Annotated in this window: 15 protein-coding genes; 9 read left to right on the top strand and 6 right to left on the bottom strand. The window is 72.6% G+C overall.

Features of this window, described 5'->3' with window-relative positions; translation table 11 throughout:
• Positions 1–272: 272 nt before the first annotated feature.
• Positions 273–2,867 (bottom strand): rifamycin-inactivating phosphotransferase, encoded by a 2,595-nt coding sequence (gene rph / locus ACBJ32_RS05465; RefSeq protein ID WP_375125708.1) that lies wholly within the window; start codon positions 2,865–2,867, stop codon positions 273–275.
• Between the two features lie 256 nt (positions 2,868–3,123).
• On the opposite strand from rph, the gene sigJ reads away from it, so the two are divergent.
• From sigJ to ACBJ32_RS05450, 3 genes are all read left to right on the top strand, one after another.
• Positions 3,124–4,011 (top strand): RNA polymerase sigma factor SigJ, encoded by an 888-nt coding sequence (sigJ, locus tag ACBJ32_RS05460; protein WP_375125707.1) that lies wholly within the window; start codon positions 3,124–3,126, stop codon positions 4,009–4,011.
• A gap of 112 nt (positions 4,012–4,123) precedes the next feature.
• Positions 4,124–4,357, top strand: a complete 234-nt coding sequence (locus tag ACBJ32_RS05455; RefSeq protein WP_375125706.1) for a hypothetical protein — start codon at positions 4,124–4,126, stop codon at positions 4,355–4,357.
• 60 nt (positions 4,358–4,417) lie between these two features.
• Positions 4,418–5,563, top strand: coding sequence for a hypothetical protein (locus ACBJ32_RS05450; protein WP_375125705.1), 1,146 nt, complete (start codon positions 4,418–4,420; stop codon positions 5,561–5,563).
• Here the strand turns inward: ACBJ32_RS05450 and ACBJ32_RS05445 are convergent.
• Positions 5,544–6,113: a TetR/AcrR family transcriptional regulator gene (locus tag ACBJ32_RS05445; RefSeq protein WP_357881393.1), complete on the bottom strand. Its 570-nt coding sequence runs from the start codon at positions 6,111–6,113 to the stop codon at positions 5,544–5,546. The two genes, ACBJ32_RS05450 and ACBJ32_RS05445, sit on opposite strands and share 20 nt — an antisense overlap.
• A gap of 114 nt (positions 6,114–6,227) precedes the next feature.
• Between ACBJ32_RS05445 and ACBJ32_RS05440 the strand changes: the two genes are divergently transcribed.
• The 3 genes from ACBJ32_RS05440 (at position 6,228) to ACBJ32_RS05430 (ending at position 11,141) form a co-directional block, all read left to right on the top strand.
• Positions 6,228–6,878: a class I SAM-dependent methyltransferase gene (locus ACBJ32_RS05440; RefSeq protein WP_357881390.1), complete on the top strand. Its 651-nt coding sequence runs from the start codon at positions 6,228–6,230 to the stop codon at positions 6,876–6,878.
• A gap of 172 nt (positions 6,879–7,050) precedes the next feature.
• Positions 7,051–9,225 carry a SpoIIE family protein phosphatase gene (locus ACBJ32_RS05435; RefSeq protein WP_375125704.1) on the top strand — a complete coding sequence of 725 codons (2,175 nt, stop codon included), beginning with the start codon at positions 7,051–7,053 and terminating at the stop codon, positions 9,223–9,225.
• Between the two features lie 65 nt (positions 9,226–9,290).
• Positions 9,291–11,141 (top strand): glycoside hydrolase family 15 protein, encoded by a 1,851-nt coding sequence (locus ACBJ32_RS05430; protein ID WP_375125703.1) that lies wholly within the window; start codon positions 9,291–9,293, stop codon positions 11,139–11,141.
• 97 nt (positions 11,142–11,238) lie between these two features.
• On the opposite strand, the gene ACBJ32_RS05425 is transcribed toward ACBJ32_RS05430, so the two are convergent.
• A complete protein-coding gene (locus tag ACBJ32_RS05425; RefSeq protein WP_375125702.1) occupies positions 11,239–12,042 on the bottom strand; it encodes a helix-turn-helix transcriptional regulator in 804 nt (267 codons plus the stop codon).
• An 83-nt stretch (positions 12,043–12,125) separates the two neighbouring features.
• Between ACBJ32_RS05425 and ilvD the strand changes: the two genes are divergently transcribed.
• The gene (gene ilvD, locus ACBJ32_RS05420; protein WP_375125701.1) at positions 12,126–13,973 is read left to right on the top strand and encodes a dihydroxy-acid dehydratase; all 1,848 of its coding nucleotides are present in this window, start codon (positions 12,126–12,128) and stop codon (positions 13,971–13,973) included.
• Positions 13,974–14,193: 220 nt separating this feature from the next.
• Here ilvD and ACBJ32_RS05415 read toward each other — a convergent pair whose 3' ends face one another.
• Positions 14,194–15,036 (bottom strand): helix-turn-helix domain-containing protein, encoded by an 843-nt coding sequence (locus ACBJ32_RS05415; RefSeq protein WP_375125700.1) that lies wholly within the window; start codon positions 15,034–15,036, stop codon positions 14,194–14,196.
• 34 nt (positions 15,037–15,070) lie between these two features.
• On the opposite strand from ACBJ32_RS05415, the gene ACBJ32_RS05410 reads away from it, so the two are divergent.
• Positions 15,071–15,727 (top strand): alpha/beta hydrolase, encoded by a 657-nt coding sequence (locus tag ACBJ32_RS05410; protein WP_375125699.1) that lies wholly within the window; start codon positions 15,071–15,073, stop codon positions 15,725–15,727.
• A gap of 69 nt (positions 15,728–15,796) precedes the next feature.
• On the opposite strand, the gene ACBJ32_RS05405 is transcribed toward ACBJ32_RS05410, so the two are convergent.
• Entirely contained in the window at positions 15,797–16,480 is a 684-nt protein-coding gene (locus ACBJ32_RS05405; protein ID WP_375125698.1) for a helix-turn-helix domain-containing protein, read from the bottom strand.
• A 97-nt stretch (positions 16,481–16,577) separates the two neighbouring features.
• Between ACBJ32_RS05405 and ACBJ32_RS05400 the strand changes: the two genes are divergently transcribed.
• The gene (locus ACBJ32_RS05400) at positions 16,578–17,555 is read left to right on the top strand and encodes an alpha/beta hydrolase (protein ID WP_375125697.1); all 978 of its coding nucleotides are present in this window, start codon (positions 16,578–16,580) and stop codon (positions 17,553–17,555) included.
• Between the two features lie 92 nt (positions 17,556–17,647).
• On the opposite strand, the gene ACBJ32_RS05395 is transcribed toward ACBJ32_RS05400, so the two are convergent.
• Positions 17,648–17,884 carry a hypothetical protein gene (locus ACBJ32_RS05395; protein ID WP_357881362.1) on the bottom strand — a complete coding sequence of 79 codons (237 nt, stop codon included), beginning with the start codon at positions 17,882–17,884 and terminating at the stop codon, positions 17,648–17,650.
• Positions 17,885–17,987 lie beyond the last annotated feature (103 nt).

Below are 17,987 nucleotides of genomic sequence, written 5' to 3'. Positions count from 1 at the left end.
TTGAAATATTGGCATGAGACATCATCCATGCCTCCGGCCATGTTCTCTGGTGGGAGGGCACCGGGCATCGGCGCCCCGCCGGCGATCTCGCTGGACGGTTTCGTCGCCGGCCCGAACCAGAGTGAGCGGAACCCGCTCGGCAAGGGCGGCGACCGGCTCCACGACCGGGTGGTTCCGCCGGCCGCCTCGATGCGCCCGGCGTCACCCACCTCAAGTACCGGATCTTGCCCGGCGCCTCGTCATGAGCGGGGCTCCGCGGCCGGGGCGGCGGCTCAGCCGAGGATCTCCACGTACCCGTCGGTGCCGTGAACGCGGATCCGCTGCCCGTCCCGGATCAGCCGGGTGGCCTGCTCCACCCCCACGACGGCCGGCAAGCCGTACTCCCGCGCGATCACCGCGCCGTGCGTCATGAGGCCGCCCACCTCCGTCACCAGCCCGGCGACGGTGACGAACAGGGGAGTCCAGCTCGGGTCGGTGTAGGCGGTGACCAGGATGTCGCCCGACTCCAGGTCGGCCCGCGTCATGTCCATGACGACACGGGCACGGCCCTCGACGGTGCCGGCCGAGACCGGGAGCCCGGGCAGCGCGCCGGGCGGGGTGTCGTCCCGCCGGTACTGGCCGGTGATGGCCTCGCCGTCCGAGGTGAGGACCCGGGGCGGGGTGAGCGCCTCGTACGACCGGAACGCCTCCCGCCTCTCCAGGATGAGCCCGGCGTCCGCCTCGCCGGTGCGCACCACTTCCCGCAACTCCTCGAACCGGAGGAAATAGATGTCCTCCTTCTCGCGCAGGGCGCCGGACCGGACGAGGCGATCGGCTTCCCGCAGCAACGCCTGCTTGTAGACGAAGTAGCGGCTGACCATGCCGTACTTGGGGTACTCGCGGTATCCGGCGAAGGTGCGGACGCGGTCGATCATCCGCTTGGTCTCCTCGGCCTTCTGCTGCCCGCCGGGCAGGTCGCGCAGTCGCGTCAGCAGCTCCTGTTCCTTCCGCCGCGACTCTTGACGTCCTTGTTCGAGGTGTCGCCTGCCCGCGCCCGGCTCGAAGTTCCTGACGTTGCCGAGGATGACGGGCACGAGCGTGGCGGGATCCTCGCTCCAGCGCGTTCTGGTGATGTCGATCTCGCCCGCGCAGCGCATGCCGTACTCGTCGAGGAAGCCCCGGACGGCGTCATGCGCTTCCCGCCCGCCGGGCAGTTCGGCCAGCTCGTTCAGGAAGCCGTCGCCGGCCCGGCCTTCGTCCACGACGCGGTGCAGGAACGCCACGACGTCGGCGTGCGGCCGGATGGCGTCCGCGACGTCGAGGAGCGCCCGCCCCATCTCCGACGTGACGTTGTGGGGGACGGACTGCGTGAGCGCGTCGGCCGCGTTCTTCTCGCCCAGCCACGCCTCCAGGTGGTCGTTGAGCCACCAGGTCGCCTCCATCGCCGCCGTGATCACCTGCATGCTGCGCGGGTCGGACAGCAGGCGCCGCAGCTCCGCGAGGTCGGCCACGATGAAGTCGAGCAGCGCGGGGCCGGACAGCGCCCGGATCTCGCGCCGCAGGGCGGCGACGGACTCCTGGTTGTGCCGGATCAGCTCGGTGACGACGTCCGGATCGGCCTCGATCGGGGTGGGCGGGCCACCGGCGGGTGCCCTGCCGGCGCCCTCGTCCGGACGGGAGCGGATGAAGTCTCCGCGGTCGACCACGGTCTGGAGCGCGTCGCGGATCAGCGGGTCGGACCTTCCCAGGGTCCCGATGAGCCACTCGCGGCCCGCGGGCGTCGCCAGTGTGGGGGCCACGTCGACGAACAACCGCCCGCCCGCCTCGTGCATCGGTCGCAGGGTCGTCAGCTGCCACACGGACAGTCCCAGCGGCTTCATCGCGTCGGTCATCATCTGCTGGTGACCGACCGAGACGTAGACGTGGTTGTCCCGGTCATCGGTGGCGGGGATCGGGAACAGGGTGGTGATCGGCCGGCTCTGGACGATGTGGAAGTCGTCGCCGGCCAGGCACCATTCGATGTCCTGGGGCCGGCCGAAGTGCGCCTCGATGCGCCGGCCCAGCCGCACCAGGCGCACGGCCTGCGCATCCGTCAGCACCGGCTGCCTCTGCCGCCGCGGCTCGACGGGTGTGTCGTGCGTGCCGCCGCCCGGTGACGCCTGGACGGACCGCGGCTTGGTGGCGACCGTCGCGGCGATGACCTGATCGTCGCGCACCGTGTAGACGTCGCCGGCCACCAGACCGGAGACCAGCGTCTCGCCGAGCCCCCAACCGGCCTCCACGGTGGCGACCTTGCGATTCGAGGTCACGGGGTCCGCGGTGAAGAGGATCCCGGCCGCGTCCGGGAACACCATCCGCTGGACGACCACGGCCATCCGCACCTTCCGGTGGTCGAAGCCGTTGCGGCACCGGTAGGTCACCGCCCGCTCGGTGAACAGCGAGGCCCAGCACCGCCGGACGTGGCGGAGGATCTCCGCCAGGCCCGCGATGTTCAGGTACGAGTCCTGCTGGCCGGCGAAGGACGCGGTCGGCAGGTCCTCCGCCGTGGCGCTGGACCGCACCGCGCAGGAGGCCCCCTCCCCGAGCCGGGCGAGCGCCGCGCCGATCTCCGCCGCGAGATCGTCGGGAACCGCGACGCCCTCGATGGCGTGGCGGATCTCGGCGCTCAGGGTGCGGATCGCCGCGTGGTCGTCCGGTCTCACGCGTGACAGCAGGCCGAGCTGAGCGTCGATCGACGGCGCGGCGGCCACGACCCGCTGGAAGGCGTCCGTCGTGACGCAGAAGCCGTCCGGCACGCGGATGCCGTCGATGCGCGAGAGCTCGCCCAGGTGCGCCCCCTTCCCGCCGACTTCCGCGACATCCGACGACCCGATTTGCTCAAAACCCATCACGTAGCGCAATTCCACTGCTCCATCGTTCGCCCGGCCGGTTCGCAACGGGCAATTATGAAGCACTTTCTGGCGCCTCATGAGGCTCGCGAATCTGCTATATGGTGAAAGTGGCGGCAGAAGCCGCCCGCGACCGTCCCGCGGTCGCCGGCGTGACGGATGGTCTGGAGGAAGACGACCGGGCACGTTCGCGGTCACCTTTCACTGCTTTACTGCGTCAGCGGTATGACGTTGCCGAAGTGAGAGGACCGAGACCGTGACGCCCCATGACTTCCTGGCCGACCAGTTCCAGGGCCACCGCCCCCATCTGAAGGCGGTCGCCTACCGCATGCTCGGCTCGCTGAGCGAGGCCGAGGACGCGGTCCAGGAGGCGTGGCTACGGCTGGCACGTTCGGACTCGTCCGACATCGACAACCTGGGCGGCTGGCTGACCACCGTGGTCGGCCGGGTCTGCCTGGACATGCTGCGCAGCCGCAAGTCCCGGCGCGAGGAATCGCTGGAGGAACGACTGCCCGACCCGGTGATCAGCCGTGCCGACACCGCCGACCCCGAACAGGAAGTGCTGCTGGCCGACTCGGTCGGGCTGGCGCTGCTGGTCGTGCTGGAGTCCCTCACCCCGGCCGAACGGCTGGCGTTCGTGCTGCACGACATGTTCGGCCTGCCGTTCGAACAGATCGCGCCCATCGTGGACCGCACCCCGGCCACCGCCAAGAAGCTCGCCAGCCGCGCCCGCCAGCGCGTCCGCGGCGCGGCCCCGAACCCCGACCCCGATCTGAGCAGTCAGCGCCGCGTGGTGGACGCCTTCCTGGCCGCCGCCCGCGGCGGCGACTTCGCCGCGCTGGTGTCCATCCTCGACCCCGACGTGGTGCTGCGCGCCGACGGCGGCACGCTCACCGGCGGCCTGAAGGTCATCCGCGGCGTCGCGGCCGTGGCCGGACAGCTCGCCACCTTCCAGCGCATGGCCACCAGCACCACCACCCACCCGGCGCTCGTCAACGGCCTGGCCGGCCTGGTCAACACCATCGACGACCAGCTCTTCTCCGTCATGAGCTTCACCATCTCCGACGGCAGGATCGCCACCATCGACATCCTGTCCGACCCCGACCGGCTGGCCCGGCTCGACCTCGCCGACCTGGAGCCGTGATGCCCGGCCCTGTTCAGCCCACGGCGGCTGGAGGCTGCCGAGCCTTGCACCCTTGCTTTCTATTAGTAAAATTAACTAACAGTTACGCATGAATCCGCAGGTCGGGAGAGTCATGAGAAGAGCAGCCTTACGCCTCGTCGTCACCGGCCTAGGGGTCGCCGCGCTCCTCGGCGGCACGGCCCCCGTCAGCGCCACGGCCGCCTCCGCGCCGGTCAGCATCTACGGCTACTACCCCACCGCCGAGAGCTGCCACCACGTCGGCCAGCAGGGCCGGAGCACCGGCATGTGGCCCTGGTACACCTGCTTCCAGTCGAACCAGCTTTGGGCCCTCCAGATCCCCTGGTAGCCCCTCCGGCACCAGCGCCGACCGGTCCGGGGGCGGCCGGCTCGGTCATACTGGGCTCTTATGAAGATCGCGCGGCTGGCGGCGTCCGTGGTGGTGTGTCTTGGCGCGACGGCCGGGTGTTCAGGGCCGGAGACCGTGCGATCGGCCCCCACGATCGTCACCCCTTCGGTGACCATCCAGCAGGTGCAGCCCCGCTCGCAGCGGTGGAAGGATGTCGCGGGTCCGCGGCTGCGGGCGCGGGCGGAGCTCGTCGACGTGGTCGCCGAAGGGCCTCGGCAGGCGTGGGCGGTGGGTTTCGAGGACGGCGCCGAGGACCGTGAGGGGACCGTGGTCGTCGAGCGGTGGGACGGGACGGCATGGAAGAAGACCACGCTCGATCGCGAGCTCTACGTGAGCGGGTTCGACGTGGGCGGGCCCGGCGACATCTGGATCGTGGGCGATGGGGTGGCCATCCACGGGGACGGGCGGCGCTGGTCGTACCCGCGCCTGTCCGGGCTGGGAGAGCACCGGTTCACCGACGTGTCGGCCGGCAGGGGGCGAGCGGTGCTGGTCGGTACGGACCCGGCCAGGCAGACCTCCTTCGCCGTCGAGTGGATCGGCCGGAAGTTCGTCAGGAGGGCCACCGTCCAGGGCCAGTTCGGCGCGGTGACGGCCAGGCACGGTCAGGTGTGGGTGGTCGGCGCCGGCCTGCGCGACGGGTGCTCGGGCGTCAGGCCCGCGGTCTGGCACGCCGGCCCGGACGGGACGTACGCCGAGATGCCCCTTCCTGACGTGCCGGGCGGCTACCTCGGCCAGGTCTGGGCGACCTCGCCGGACGACGTGTGGGCCGTCGGCGGGATCGGGGGCGAGACGACGCCGTGGTTCGCCTGCCGGACCGGGGGAGCGGCGCCCGGGCGGGCGGAGGCGCTCGTCATGCACTGGGACGGGTCATCGTGGCAGCGGGTGGCCGTGCCCGGCGGTGACGGGCCGCTGGTGAGCGTCACCGCGTCCGGGCCCGGCGACGTGTGGGCGGTCGGGTCCGGCAGCGGCGACACCACCGTCGCCCTGCACTTCGACGGACGGGCCTGGACCCGCGAGCGGATCTATGACTACCCGCTGGGCCGCGTGGCCGTGACGGCGGTTCCCGGCACGCCGGAGCTGTGGGCGGTGGGGGCCGCCAATCATGAGGCCGACTACGGCAGGGACGTCATCCTTCGGCGGAGGTAGGGCCGGCCAGCGCCGCTCGCACGCCGGGCAGGACGGCCGCGCGGAACGCGGCGTCCAGCTCCGCCGGCGAGGCGTCGGTGTCGCCGTCCACCCAGGCCCGCAACAGCCCCATGAACGCTCCCACCACGCAGACCACCAGCAGGTCGAGCGAGGCCGACGCCCGGCCGCCCGCCGCCACGAGCTCGGCTCTGACGACGGCGGCGAGCAGCTGCTCTCCGCGCGCGTGCACCAGCCCGCCGCCGCGCCGGCCCATCAGCGCCCGCACCAGCCGCTCCTGCTCCCGCACGTGCTCGAACATCGGCCGGCTGAACGCGAGCAGGTCCCCCGCCTCGCCCGCCGGCGCCGGGTGCAGGAACGCCAGTTGCTCGAGGTTGCTGAACAGCACGTCCTGTTTGTCGGTGAAATGGGCGTAGAAGGTGGACCGGCCCACGTCCGCGCGGTCGATGACGTCGGTGACGGTCACCGCGTCGTACCCCTTCTCCAGGATCAGCGCCACCAGCGCCTCCTGGATCAGCCGCCGGGTCCGCCGCACCCGCCGGTCTCCGGACACTTACCCGCCCTCCGTTCGGTACGGCACACCGCGACCGATCTGCTCGTTGACCGCTTCCCATTATGAACGCATGATTCATAACCGAACACATCGTTCGGAATCAAAGGAACAGCCATGGGTTTGGGCAAACTGCTGCACAGTCACGACGAGCACGCCGACGCGGGCGGCACCCTGGACCGCCCCCGCGCCTACGAGGCCTTCGCCTCGATCGCCTACCTCGGCGGCCGGCGGGCCGCCTTCACCCGCCTGGCCACCGCCGCCCGGCCACGCCCCGGGGACCGGATCCTCGACGTGGGCTGCGGCACCGGCTACCTCACCCGCATCCTGTCCCCCGTGGCCGGCCCCGGCGGCCACGTCACCGGCCTCGACCCGTCCCCCGCGATGATCGACCACGCCACCGGCCGGGCTCCTGCGAACTGCGCCTACGTCGTCGGGGAAGGCCAGCACCTGCCCTTCCCCGACGGCTCGTTCGACCTGGTGGTCTCCAGCCTCGCCGTGCACCACATGCCGCGCGAGGCCCGGCCGGAGGCGCTGCGGCAGATGTTCCGCGTGCTGCGGCCGGGCGGGCGGCTGCTCATCGCCGAGTTCCGCCCGCCGGCCGGCCGCCTCGCCCGCCACCTCGTCGGCCTGCTCAGCGGCCCCGCCATGCGGCATGACCCGCGCGACCTGCTCGGCACCATGATCCCCGACGCCGGCTTCCGCGTGGCGGCCGAAGGCCCGCTGCCGCACCTGCTGTACTACGTCCGCGCGACCCGCCCCGAATAGCCGGCACGGGCGCCGGGAGCGTTGCCGGGATTTTCCTCACGGCCCGGCCGGTGAGGCCGATCCGGCGGCCTCGCCATGACATCGCCTGAGGATGCCCATCGCCCGCCCCGCACGCGGCCATATTAGGACAAACAGCCACATGACACCCGAACATGGCGGATAGCGTGACCGCATGGCCGACGCAGGGAAGGGTCAGAGGCCGACGCCCTCGCCGGGGAACAACGAGCCCAGCACCTCTCCCCCATCAAGCATGTCCAGCGCGCACCTCACCGCCGCGCTGGACGAGACGCTCATGTGGGCGGCACGCGCCACCGCGGCCCACATCGCCGTGCTGTACCTGCTGGACGACACCGAGCAGCTCCTGCTGATGCAGGCCGAGCTGGGGCTGCCCGGCCCGGTCGTGGAGCCGTGGTCCAGGATGCGGCGCGGAAGCGACACGCCGGTGGCCGCGTCCGTCCGCCAGGGGGAACGGATCTGGGTCGCGGATCCGGAGGAACTGGCCCACCGCTTCCCCGCCGCTTCGCTGCTGGCGCCGTACCACTTCGCCATCATGGCCTCCCCGATCACCGTCGACGGGCAGGTCAAGGGCACCTGGGTGCTCATCTGGCCGGCGCCGCGCACGCCGCAGCCCGGCTCGCATGAAGGCGAGGCCATCGATCGGGCCTCCCGGCAAATGAGCGAGCTGCTGCGGGACGGCGGACCGCCGGTCCTGGCCGCCGCGCCGCCCCGCGTCCTGACCCCGTCCGCCGCCCCGGCGCCGGAGCCAGGGATCGCCACCGAGGCCGCCGGCTTCGCCGAGCGGCTGCGCGACGGCTGTGTCGCGGTCGACCTGCACGGCCGCGTCACCTACGTCAACCCGCCGGCGGCCGAACTGCTCGGCGGCAGCGTGCCCGCCATCTGCGGCCGGGTGCTGTGGGAGGCCGTGGGGTGGCTGCGCGACCCGTACTTCAAGGACCGCTTCCGGGCCGCGGTGGTCGGCCAGCGCCTCACCTCCTGCACCCTGGCTCCCCCGCACGGCGACCCGATCGAGATCCGGCTGCATCCCGGCCTGTCCGGCGTCAGCCTGCAGCTCACGCGCGTCGATCAGGTGGCGCACGAGCCGGACGGCTCTCCCGCGTCGGCGCAGCCGCACGGCGTTCACAACCTCCTGCACATGGCCGCGACGCTGACCAGCGCGCTCACCACGAACCAGGTCATCGAGGTGGTCACCGATCACATGCTGCCCATGTGCGGCGTGCAGGCCATGACGATCCTGGTCGCCGAGGGCGGCAGGATGAGGATCATCGGCTCGCACGGCTGCAGCCCCGAGCTGCTGAGCCACCTCGACTGCCTGCCCCTGACGTCCGTGGGTCCCGTCGGCGACGTCGCCCGGACGGGCCGGCCGGCGTTCCTCGGCGACGGGCAGGATCCCGGCGGCCAGGGCCTGGACGCGATCCCAGGCGGCATGGCCGCCTGGGCGTTCCTGCCACTGGCCTTCGCCGACCGGGTGATCGGGGTGTGCGTGCTGGCCTTCGACCACCCGCGCCGCTTCGCCGGCGCCGAGCGCGCCACGCTCACCTCCCTCGCCGGCATGATGGCCCAGGCCCTGGACCGCGCCCTGCTGTACGAGGCGAAGGACAACATGGCCCATAGCCTGCAGACCACCCTCCTGCCCCGCCGGCTCCCCGAGATCCGGGGCCTGGAGACGGCCGCCCGCTACACGCCCGCCACGCGCGGCGCCGGCATCGGCGGCGACTTCTACGACCTCATCCGCCTGCACGACAGGGCCGCCGTGGCCGTCATCGGAGACGTCCAGGGCCACAACATGGCGGCGGCGGCGCTCATGGGGCAGGTCCGCACCGCCATCCACACCTCCGTCGCCGCCGACGCCGATCTCGGCGCCGATCCGGGCGCCGTGCTCCGGCACACCAACCGGCTGCTCCTGGACCTGGACACCGACCTGTTCACCAGTTGCCTGGTCGTCCATCTCGACCTGCGCCTGCGCGCCTTCTCCGCCGCCAACGCCGGCCACATGCCGCCCCTGCTGCGCGTCCCCCACGGCAGCGCCGAGCCCGTCGACGTCCCGCCCGGTCCGCTGCTCGGCATCGATCCGGACGCGGAGTACCACCCGGTGCAGGTGCCGTTCTCGCCGGGCGCCGTCCTCGCCCTGTACACCGACGGTCTCGTCGAGAGGCCGGACACGCACCTGGGCGAGGCCATCGCCGGCCTGGCCGCGCAGCTCACGCAGGCCGCCGGCCAGCCGCTCCACCTGCTCAGCGAGACACTGCTCGACTGTGCCCCCGGCGCCGAGCAGCGCTGCGACGACATCGCGCTGCTGCTGCTCAAGCACCAGCCGCCCCCGCCCTGACCCGCGGCCGAGCCCTTCTGGCGCGTCCCCGCGACGTCGAGCCCGTCGCTGCTTACGTTGAGAACATGCAGCCAGACAGCACCGCCCCGGCGAACGACGGGCACGACCAACCCGGCGACCCCCGCTACCTGCCGATCGGCGAGCACGGGCTGATCGGCGACCTGCGCACGGTCGCGCTCGTGGGCACCAACGGCACCATCGACTGGTACTGCTGCCCCCGTTTCGACGCCCCGTCGGTGTTCGGCTCGCTCCTGGACGCCGGCCGGGGCGGCTCCTTCGAGCTGGCCGCGGACGTCCCGTACACGACCAAGCAGTTCTACTTCCCCGACACGAACGTCCTGATCACGCGCTTCTTCGCGGACGACGGCGTGGGCGAGATCCAGGACTTCATGCCCATCGAGGGCGACACCTCCGAGGCCGACCGGCACCGGCTGATCAGGCGCGTCACCTGCGTGCGCGGCACGCTGCCGTTCCGCGCCCTGGTCGCTCCCCGTTTCGACTACGCCCGCCAGCCGCACAGCGTCACGCAGGAGGGCGGGCTGACGTTCTTCGAGTCGCCGTCGCTCACCCTGGAACTCGTCTCCAGCGTTCCCGTCGAGCACGACGGCCGCGACGTCCGCAGCCGGTTCGTGCTGCGCGAGGGCGAGCTCGCCGTGTTCGCCCTCGACCGGCTCGTCTCCGGCGTCGAGCCCCGCGGCTGCCCGCTGGAGGAGGCCGAGAGGCTGTTCACCGCCACGGTCGCGTTCTGGCGCAGGTGGCTGTCGGCCTCCCGCTACCGGGGCCGCTGGCGGGAGATCGTGCACCGCTCCGCGCTCACGCTCAAGCTGCTCACCTACGCGCCGACCGGCGGCATCGTCGCCGCGCCCACGACCAGCCTGCCCGAGCAGATCGGCGGTCGGCGCAACTGGGACTACCGGTACGTGTGGGTGCGCGACGCCGCGTTCTGCGTCTACGCGCTGCTGCGGCTGGGCTTCACCGAGGAGGCCGAGGCGTTCATGGGCTTCCTGGACAAACACGTCCGGATGGAGGGCACCGGGCCGAGCGGGCCGCTGCAGATCATGTACGGCATCGACGGCCGCAGCGACCTGCCCGAGGAGGAGCTGCCCCACCTGGACGGCTACCGCGGCTCGCGGCCCGTCAGGATCGGCAACGCCGCCGTCGACCAGCTCCAGCTCGACATCTACGGCGCCCTCATCGACTCCGTGTACCTGTACAACAAGTGGGGCACGCCCATCTCCAGCCGGCGCTGGGACGAGCTGTGCACGCTGGTCAACTGGGTCTGCGACAACTGGGACCAGCCCGACGAGGGCGTCTGGGAGACCCGCGGCGGGCGCAGGAACTTCACCTACTCCCGCCTGATGTGCTGGGTCGCGATCGAGCGCGCCATGCGCGTGGCCGGCCAGCGCGGCCTGCCCGCCGACATCCCGCGCTGGCGCGAGAACCGCGACGCCATCTACCGCGACATCATGCGACACGGCTGGTCGGAGCGGCTGCAGGGGTTCGTCCAGCACTTCGACGACGAGCTGCTCGACGCGGCCGTGCTGATGATGCCGCTGGCCAAGTTCGTCTCGCCGACCGACCCCAAGTGGCTGTCCACCCTGGACGCGCTCGGCGGCAGCCTGGTCTCCGACTCCCTGGTCTACCGCTACGACCCCGAGCTCAGCCCGGACGGCCTGGAGGGCCCGGAAGGCACGTTCTCGATCTGCTCGTTCTGGTACGTCGAGGCGCTGGCCCGGGCAGGCCGCGTCGAGGAGGCCCGCCTGGCCTTCGAGAAGATGCTCACCTACGCCAACCACCTCGGCCTGTACGCCGAGCAGATCGGGCACACCGGCGAGCAGCTCGGCAACTTCCCGCAGGCCTTCACCCACCTGGCGCTCATCAGCGCGGCCTTCAACCTCGATCACGCCCTCGGTTAGGCGTGCTCCCTTCATGACGACCGTTATGCGTAGCCGCGTACCGCTCGTGATCGGGTGTCGGCGGCCGGACGATCAGGATCGCCCCTCGGGTGGTCGCTCACGGGTGCGCCGAGGACGGGGTGTAGATCACCACGTGCAGGTCGGGGTGGTCGGCGGGGGCCAGGCGGTGGTGTTCGTAGCGCAGGACGCCCGCGGTGGGGTGGTGGAAGAGCCGCTCGCGGGAGGTGAAGCCTTCGATGTGGTGGTCCTGCCAGGCGGCGCGGAACCCCTCGCTGGCCGCCAGGAGGCGCTGGATGACCGGGGTGCGGGCCAGGTCGCCGAGGCGGGGGCCGGCCTCGGCGCGGAACTCGGCGAGGAAGCGGCGGCTGGTGGTCTCCCAGTCGGGCAGGAGGTCGCGGACGTAGGGGTCGGTGAACACCAGCCACAGCAGGTTGCGCTCGCCCGGGTCCACCGTGGCCACGTTCGGGTACAGGGCGGCGTAGGCGGTGTTCCAGCCGGTGATCGTCCAGTCGGGGGCGATGGCGTAGGCGGGGAAGCCGGCGAGCGCGTCCAGCAGCCGCCGCACGTGGCCGGGCGCCGTCCGCCCGGCGCCCGCGGTGGCCGCGGGCAGCGGCGCGTACCCGGCCAGGGAGAGCACGTAGGCGTGCTCGGCGGAGGTCAGGTGCAGGGTGCGGGCGAGGGCGTCGAGGACCTGGCGGGAGGGCTGGATGTCGCGGCCCTGCTCCAGCCAGGTGTACCAGGTCGCGCTGACCCCGGAGAGGGTGGCGACCTCCTCGCGGCGCAGGCCGCCCCTGCGGCGCGGCCCGGGCGGGGGCAGGCCAACGGAGACCGGGTCCAGGGCCGCGCGTCTGGCGCGGAGGAAGCTGCCCAGTTCTCTGCGTCGCTCGGCCGCCGTGTTCACCCGGACAAGGGTAGTGCTGGTAGCGGGACTGCTAGCAGTACGGGCGTCTTCGCCGCACGCTCGCGAGCCGCCAGCATTGCGGCATGCCACAGTTGAGATCACGTACGGTCACCCACGGGCGGAACATGGCCGGCGCCCGCGCCCTGATGCGCGCCTCCGGCGTCCCTGCGGCGGACATCGGCGTCAAGCCGGTCGTCGCGGTGGCCAACAGCTTCACCGAGTTCGTGCCCGGCCACACGCACCTGCAGCCGGTGGGCCGCATCGTCTGCGAGGCGGTCACCGCGGCGGGCGGGATCGCGCGCGAGTTCAACACCATCGCCGTCGACGACGGCATCGCCATGGGCCACGCCGGGATGTTGTACTCGCTGCCGTCGCGGGAGTTGATCGCCGACTCCGTCGAGTACATGGTGCAGGCGCACTGCGCCGACGCGCTGGTGTGCGTCTCCAACTGCGACAAGATCACCCCCGGGATGCTGATGGCCGCGCTGCGGCTGAACATCCCCACGGTGTTCGTCTCCGGCGGCCCCATGGAGGGAGGCCGGACGGTCCTGAGCGACGGCACGGCCCGTACCGGGCTGACCCTGATCACCGCCATGTCCGAGGCCGCCAATCCCGGCATGCCGGACGAGGACCTGGCCAGGATCGAGGAGGCGGCCTGCCCCACCTGCGGATCCTGCGCCGGCATGTTCACCGCCAACTCCATGAACTGCCTGCTGGAGGCGCTCGGCCTGGCCCTGCCCGGAAACGGCACCACGCTGGCCACCCACACCGCCCGCCGTGCCCTGTACGAGCAGGCCGGCCGGACCGTGATGGAGCTTGCCGCCCGCTACTACGGCAAGGACGACCCCGGCGTGCTGCCCCGCGCGATCGCCTCCCGCGCCGCTTTCGACAACGCCATGGCCCTGGATCTGGCCATGGGCGGCTCCACCAACACCGTGCTGCACCTGCTCGCCGCCGCCCGCGAGGCCGATCTCGACTTCACGCTGGCCGACATCGAGGCCCGCTCCCGCACGGTGCCGTTCCTGTGCGAGGTCGCCCCCAACGGCCCGTACCTGATGGAGGACGTGCACCGCGCCGGCGGCATCCCCGCCATCCTGGGCGAGCTGCACCGCGCCGGGATGCTGCGGCCCGGCGTGCACGCCGTGCACGCGGACTCGCTCGACGCGTGGCTGGCCGCCTGGGACGTACGCGGCGCCTCCCCCTCGCCCGAGGCGGTGGAGCTGTTCCACGCCGCACCCGGCGGTGTCCGCTCGCCGGCCGCGTTCTCCCAGTCGGCCCGCTGGGAGTCCCTCGACCTGGACGCCGCGACCGGCTGCATCCGCGACACCGCCCACGCCTACTCGCCGGACGCGGGCCTCGCGGTGCTGCGCGGCGACCTCGCCCCCGACGGCGCCGTGGTGAAGTCGGCCGGCGTACCGGAGGGCATGCACGTCTTCACCGGCCCGGCGGTGGTCACCGAGTCGCAGGAGGAGGCCGTGGAGGCGATCCTGTCCGGCCGCCTGTCGCCGGGGGACGTGCTCGTCATCCGCTACGAGGGGCCGCGCGGCGGGCCCGGCATGCAGGAGATGTTGTACCCGACCGCCTATCTCAAGGGGCGGGGCCTGGCCGGGGTGTGCGCGGTCATCACCGACGGCCGCTTCTCCGGCGGCAGTTCCGGCCTGTCGATCGGCCACATGTCGCCCGAGGCCGCCGCGGGCGGGCCGCTGGCGCTCGTCCAGGACGGCGACACCATCACCATCGACATTCCCGCCCGTGAGCTGCGCCTGGACGTCGCCGAGCAGGAGCTCGCGGCCCGGCGCCACCGCCTGGAACAGCACACCGGCTACCGGCCCCGGCATCGCGACCGCCCCCTGTCCACCGCCCTGCGCGCCTACGCGGCCCTGGCCGAGTCGGCTGACAAGGGCGCCGTACGCGAGGTCGCAGGGCGCTGAGGGCCCGCGTGAGCAGGGCGCTGACGTCCGGGCGAACAGAGCGCTGACGCCCGGTGAGCGGGGTGCGGCGTCCCGTGCACAGGCCAGGGCTTCTTCCTGGGGAGCCGCATGGCGGCGGCAGTGCGCGGGTCTCCTCGCCGCAGGAGCGCCACTCTCGCTCGGTGCGATCGGGGGCCGTACGAGAACGACGCCATCGTCCACGGCGTTCGCGGACTCCCGGTCACCTGGTGAGCGGGAGGCCGGGCCAGGCGAGGTCGTCGACCGCCAGGAACGGCTCGCCGGCCACGCCCGTGGGCGTCACCCCGATGTACGCCATGACCTCCCGATGCAGGTGCGACTGGTCGGCGTAACCGGCGTCGGCCGCGACCCGGGCCGCGCTCTCGCCCGCGACCAGGCGGTGGACGGCGTGGTCGAAACGGACCAGCTTCACGGCCTGCTTGGGCCGCAGGCCGAGCTGCGAGCGGAACCGGGACCACAGCCGCTTGCGGCTCCACCCGGCCTCCCCCGCGAGCCCGTCGACCCGGACCAGGCCGCGGCTGCCGGCGATCCGTTCCCAGGCCCAGGCCACTTCCGGGTCCACCGGCGCCCGTGCCTCGTGCTGTCGGGCGAGCAGCGCCTCTGTCAGCGCGAACCGGTCCTCCCAGGAGGGGGCCTCGGCCAGCCGCTCACGGACCCGCGACGCCTCCCGGCCCCACAGGTCGTCGAGCGTCACCACGGCGCCGTCGAGTTCGGCGAGGCCGACGCCCAGGACCGCGCGGGCGATCACCGGGGACAGGCGCACCTGCACGCACTCGACGTTCTCGCCCCGCGCCCAGACCGCTCCTCCCGACCCGAACCCGGGCCCGGCGACGATGCTTCCCAGGTGCCGCCGCCCGGCGGCGCCGTCGAGGACGGGCGAGCCGGCGCCGAAGTCCAGCAGCAGCGTCACGGCCGGGTGCGGGACCATCCGGAGCGCGTCCAGGGCCCGGACCCGGAACCCGGCCATCGCGACCCCGGCCATCCGGCTGGGCCGCCGCGGGCACACGACGCCCCACACAGCCTCACCGTGCACGAACGTCCGCACGGCCCCATGCTACGCGAGCCGGTCGAGGGAACATTTGTCCAAGCCGTCCCACGGGTCCGCCTCCTCGGCCCGCTCGTGGGACCAGATGGTCCCGCTGCTGACCGGATCCCATCGCGTCATCAGGATCGACCTGCTCGGGCACGGCCGGTCGGCCAAACCGGACGACCGGAGCTACGCGACCCCTGACCAGGCACGCAGGGTCGGCGAAGCACTGGACCGGCTCGGCGTCCGGCACGCCGTCGTCGCCGGGCACTCCAGCGGCGGCGCGGTCGCCACCGCTCTCGCCGAGCTACGGCCCGGCCTCGTGACCGCGCTCGCGCTCGTCAACACCGGCCCCGGCCTGGACGCCTACCTCGCGCCGCAGTCCGCCGCCGTCTCGCCCGAGCAGTGGCCGCCGTCCGGCGAGCAGATCCGCCTGTTCGCGAGCACGGGTTTCAGCCGGCCTGGCTACCAGGTCCCGCAGGAGCTCCTGGACGAGGTGCGGCTCATGACGTACCACACGCTCGCCGTGACGATGCTGGGCACCACCGAGTACCTGAAGGAGCGGCCGCTCCCGGACCGGCTGGTGGCCCTCGGCAAGCCGCTGCTGGTGATCTTCGGTGCGGACGACCGGAGTGGCGGTCCTCGTCCGCCGCGGACTACCGCCCCGCTCCTGGCCTTCACCGCGGTCCGCGCCACGCGAGCGGGCTGAGCCTCGGCGAGCGCGATCGTGGGCGCGTTGGCCGGGCGGGCGGCTGGTTCGTGGTGCGACGGGCCCGGGTCAGCGCGTCAGGGTACGGCTCGGCGGCGCGGGCGCCCACCAGGTGCGGAAGTCGGCGTCCCGTACGGACAGCTCGCCGACGAGCCGGGCGAGCTCGGGATCGTCGGGATTGGCGGCGGACTCCATGCGCAGGGCGGCGACGGCGTCGCGGGCGTCGTGCTCCCACTCCAGGTGCATGTCCCGGATGACCGGGTCGGTGAACAGCAGCCGCAGGTAGTTGCGCCCGTCCGCGGGGAGCTGCGAGAAGTCGGTGTACAGGGCGACGGCGCCGGCGTTCCACTCCAGCACGTCCAGCCGTTTGCCCAGCACGATGGCGGGGGTCGCGGTGAGCTGGTCGAGCAGGCGCCGCATGGCGGGGCGCACGCGCTGCGCGGGCCGGCGCCTGCGCGGCCTGGCGTCGGTCTTGCCGGCCAGCTCGTACAGGTACCGCTGCTGGTCGTCGTCGAGGCGCAGCGCGCGGGCGAGCGTGGCGAGCACCGAGGCGGACGCGCGGACGCGGCCCTGCTCCAGCCGCGTGTAGTAGTCGACGCTGATCGCGGCGAGCTGGGCGACCTCCTCACGGCGCAGCCCCGCGACCTTGCGCCGCGAGTCCTGCTCGGGCAGCCCGAGGTCCTGCGGGGCCAGTTGTGCCCGGCGGGCCTTGAGGAAGGCGCCGAGTTCCCCCGGCCCGGATGTGGTGCTCATGTCATCCATTGTCGGGCTTGGGGTGCTGAAGTTGAGGGGGCAGGTTCTTTCCCAGGCAAGAACCCGCCGCTTTTGCCCGCCCCGGGATGCGACGACTGTGGACTCGTGCCCGGCACCGCGCCGGCTGACCACTGCAACGGAGAATCCCCTGTCGAAGATCGACGTCACCTTCCCCAGCGCCGGCATCCCGCTCGCCGCCCACCTCCACCTCCCCGACGCCCCGGCCGAGGGGCCCCGCCCGGCGATCGTCGTCGGGCACCCCGGTACCGGGGTGAAGGAGCAGGCCGCCGGCCTCTACGCCCGCGACCTGGCCGAGAGGGGGTTCGTCACGCTCGCCTACGATGCTGCCTACCAGGGCGAGAGCGGTGGCGAGCCCCGTGGCCTGGAGGACCCCGCGCAGCGCGTCGAGGACATCAAGGCCGCCGTCTCCTTCCTGAGCGGCCGAAGCGAGGTCGATCCTGAGCGCATCGGCGTGCTCGGCATCTGCGCCTCGGGCGGCTACGCCCTCGCGGCCACCGCGGGCGACCGCCGTGTCAGGGCGCTGGCCACCGTCAGCGCCGTCGACGTCGCCCGCCAGTTCCGCCTGGGCGCCGACGGCATCCAGGACCCGGCCGTGTTCCTCGGCATGCTGGACGCCGCGGCGCACGCCCGTACCGTGGCGGCCCGGGGCGAGGAGCCGCCGGTGCTGGCCCTCTTCCCCGGCACCGTGGAGCAGGCCTACGCGCTCGGCGGGGAGCACGGCGCCGAGGGCTTCGAGTACTACCGCACCGAACGCGGCCTGCACCCCCGCTCGGCGGGCTTCCTCACCTGGGACAGCGTCGACAGGATGGCTGCCTTCGACGCCTTCGCGCCGATCCCGCTGATCGGGGGGCGGCCGCTGCTCATGGTCGTCGGCAGCCGCGCCGTCACGTCCTGGATGAGCGTGGAGGCCTTCCAGCGTGCCACCTGCCCCAAGGAGATCTGCTGGATCGACGGCGCCAGCCATGTCGATCTCTACGACAGGAAGCAGTACGTGGACGTCGCCGTGGAGAGGATCGCCGGGTTCTTCGGCGAGAACCTGGGCCAGGCAGCCTAGCCCGCGCTTGTCCGCCGTCGGACCGCGAAGGCGGCACGTCGCGAAGGCGGCCGCCCGGTGCGGGCGGCCGCCTTCGCGGGAGAACCGGGCGCTTACTTGACCAGGCGCTTGCTCAGAAGCTCCTTGCCCTGCTCGGCTCCCTTCCGGCTTTCGGCTTGGGCGCGGCGGAAGAAGCTCGCCAGCTCCCCATCACCGGTGCGCTCGGCGTCGGCGATGTAGTTCTCCAGGCGAAGCACGTTGCTCAGGCACTGCTCCACGAACCAGATCAGGTTGTAGTCCTTGTCCTGAGTGCCGGTGACCTTGCCAGTCTCCTGGCTTGACGGATCCATGTGTCTCCTCCTAGCCCTTCGACGGTCAGATCCCCCTGCCGGCCCGGCCCGGCCGGGCCGCCTCTGTCCTCCTGCCCACCAGGCACGAGGTATGCCCGCTGCC

The sequence above is a fragment of the Nonomuraea sp. GTA35 genome (assembly GCF_041950525.1).
Lineage (GTDB): Bacteria > Actinomycetota > Actinomycetes > Streptosporangiales > Streptosporangiaceae > Nonomuraea.
Note: the sequence above shows the minus strand (reverse complement) of the source record. Positions and strands in the feature narration are given on the sequence as shown.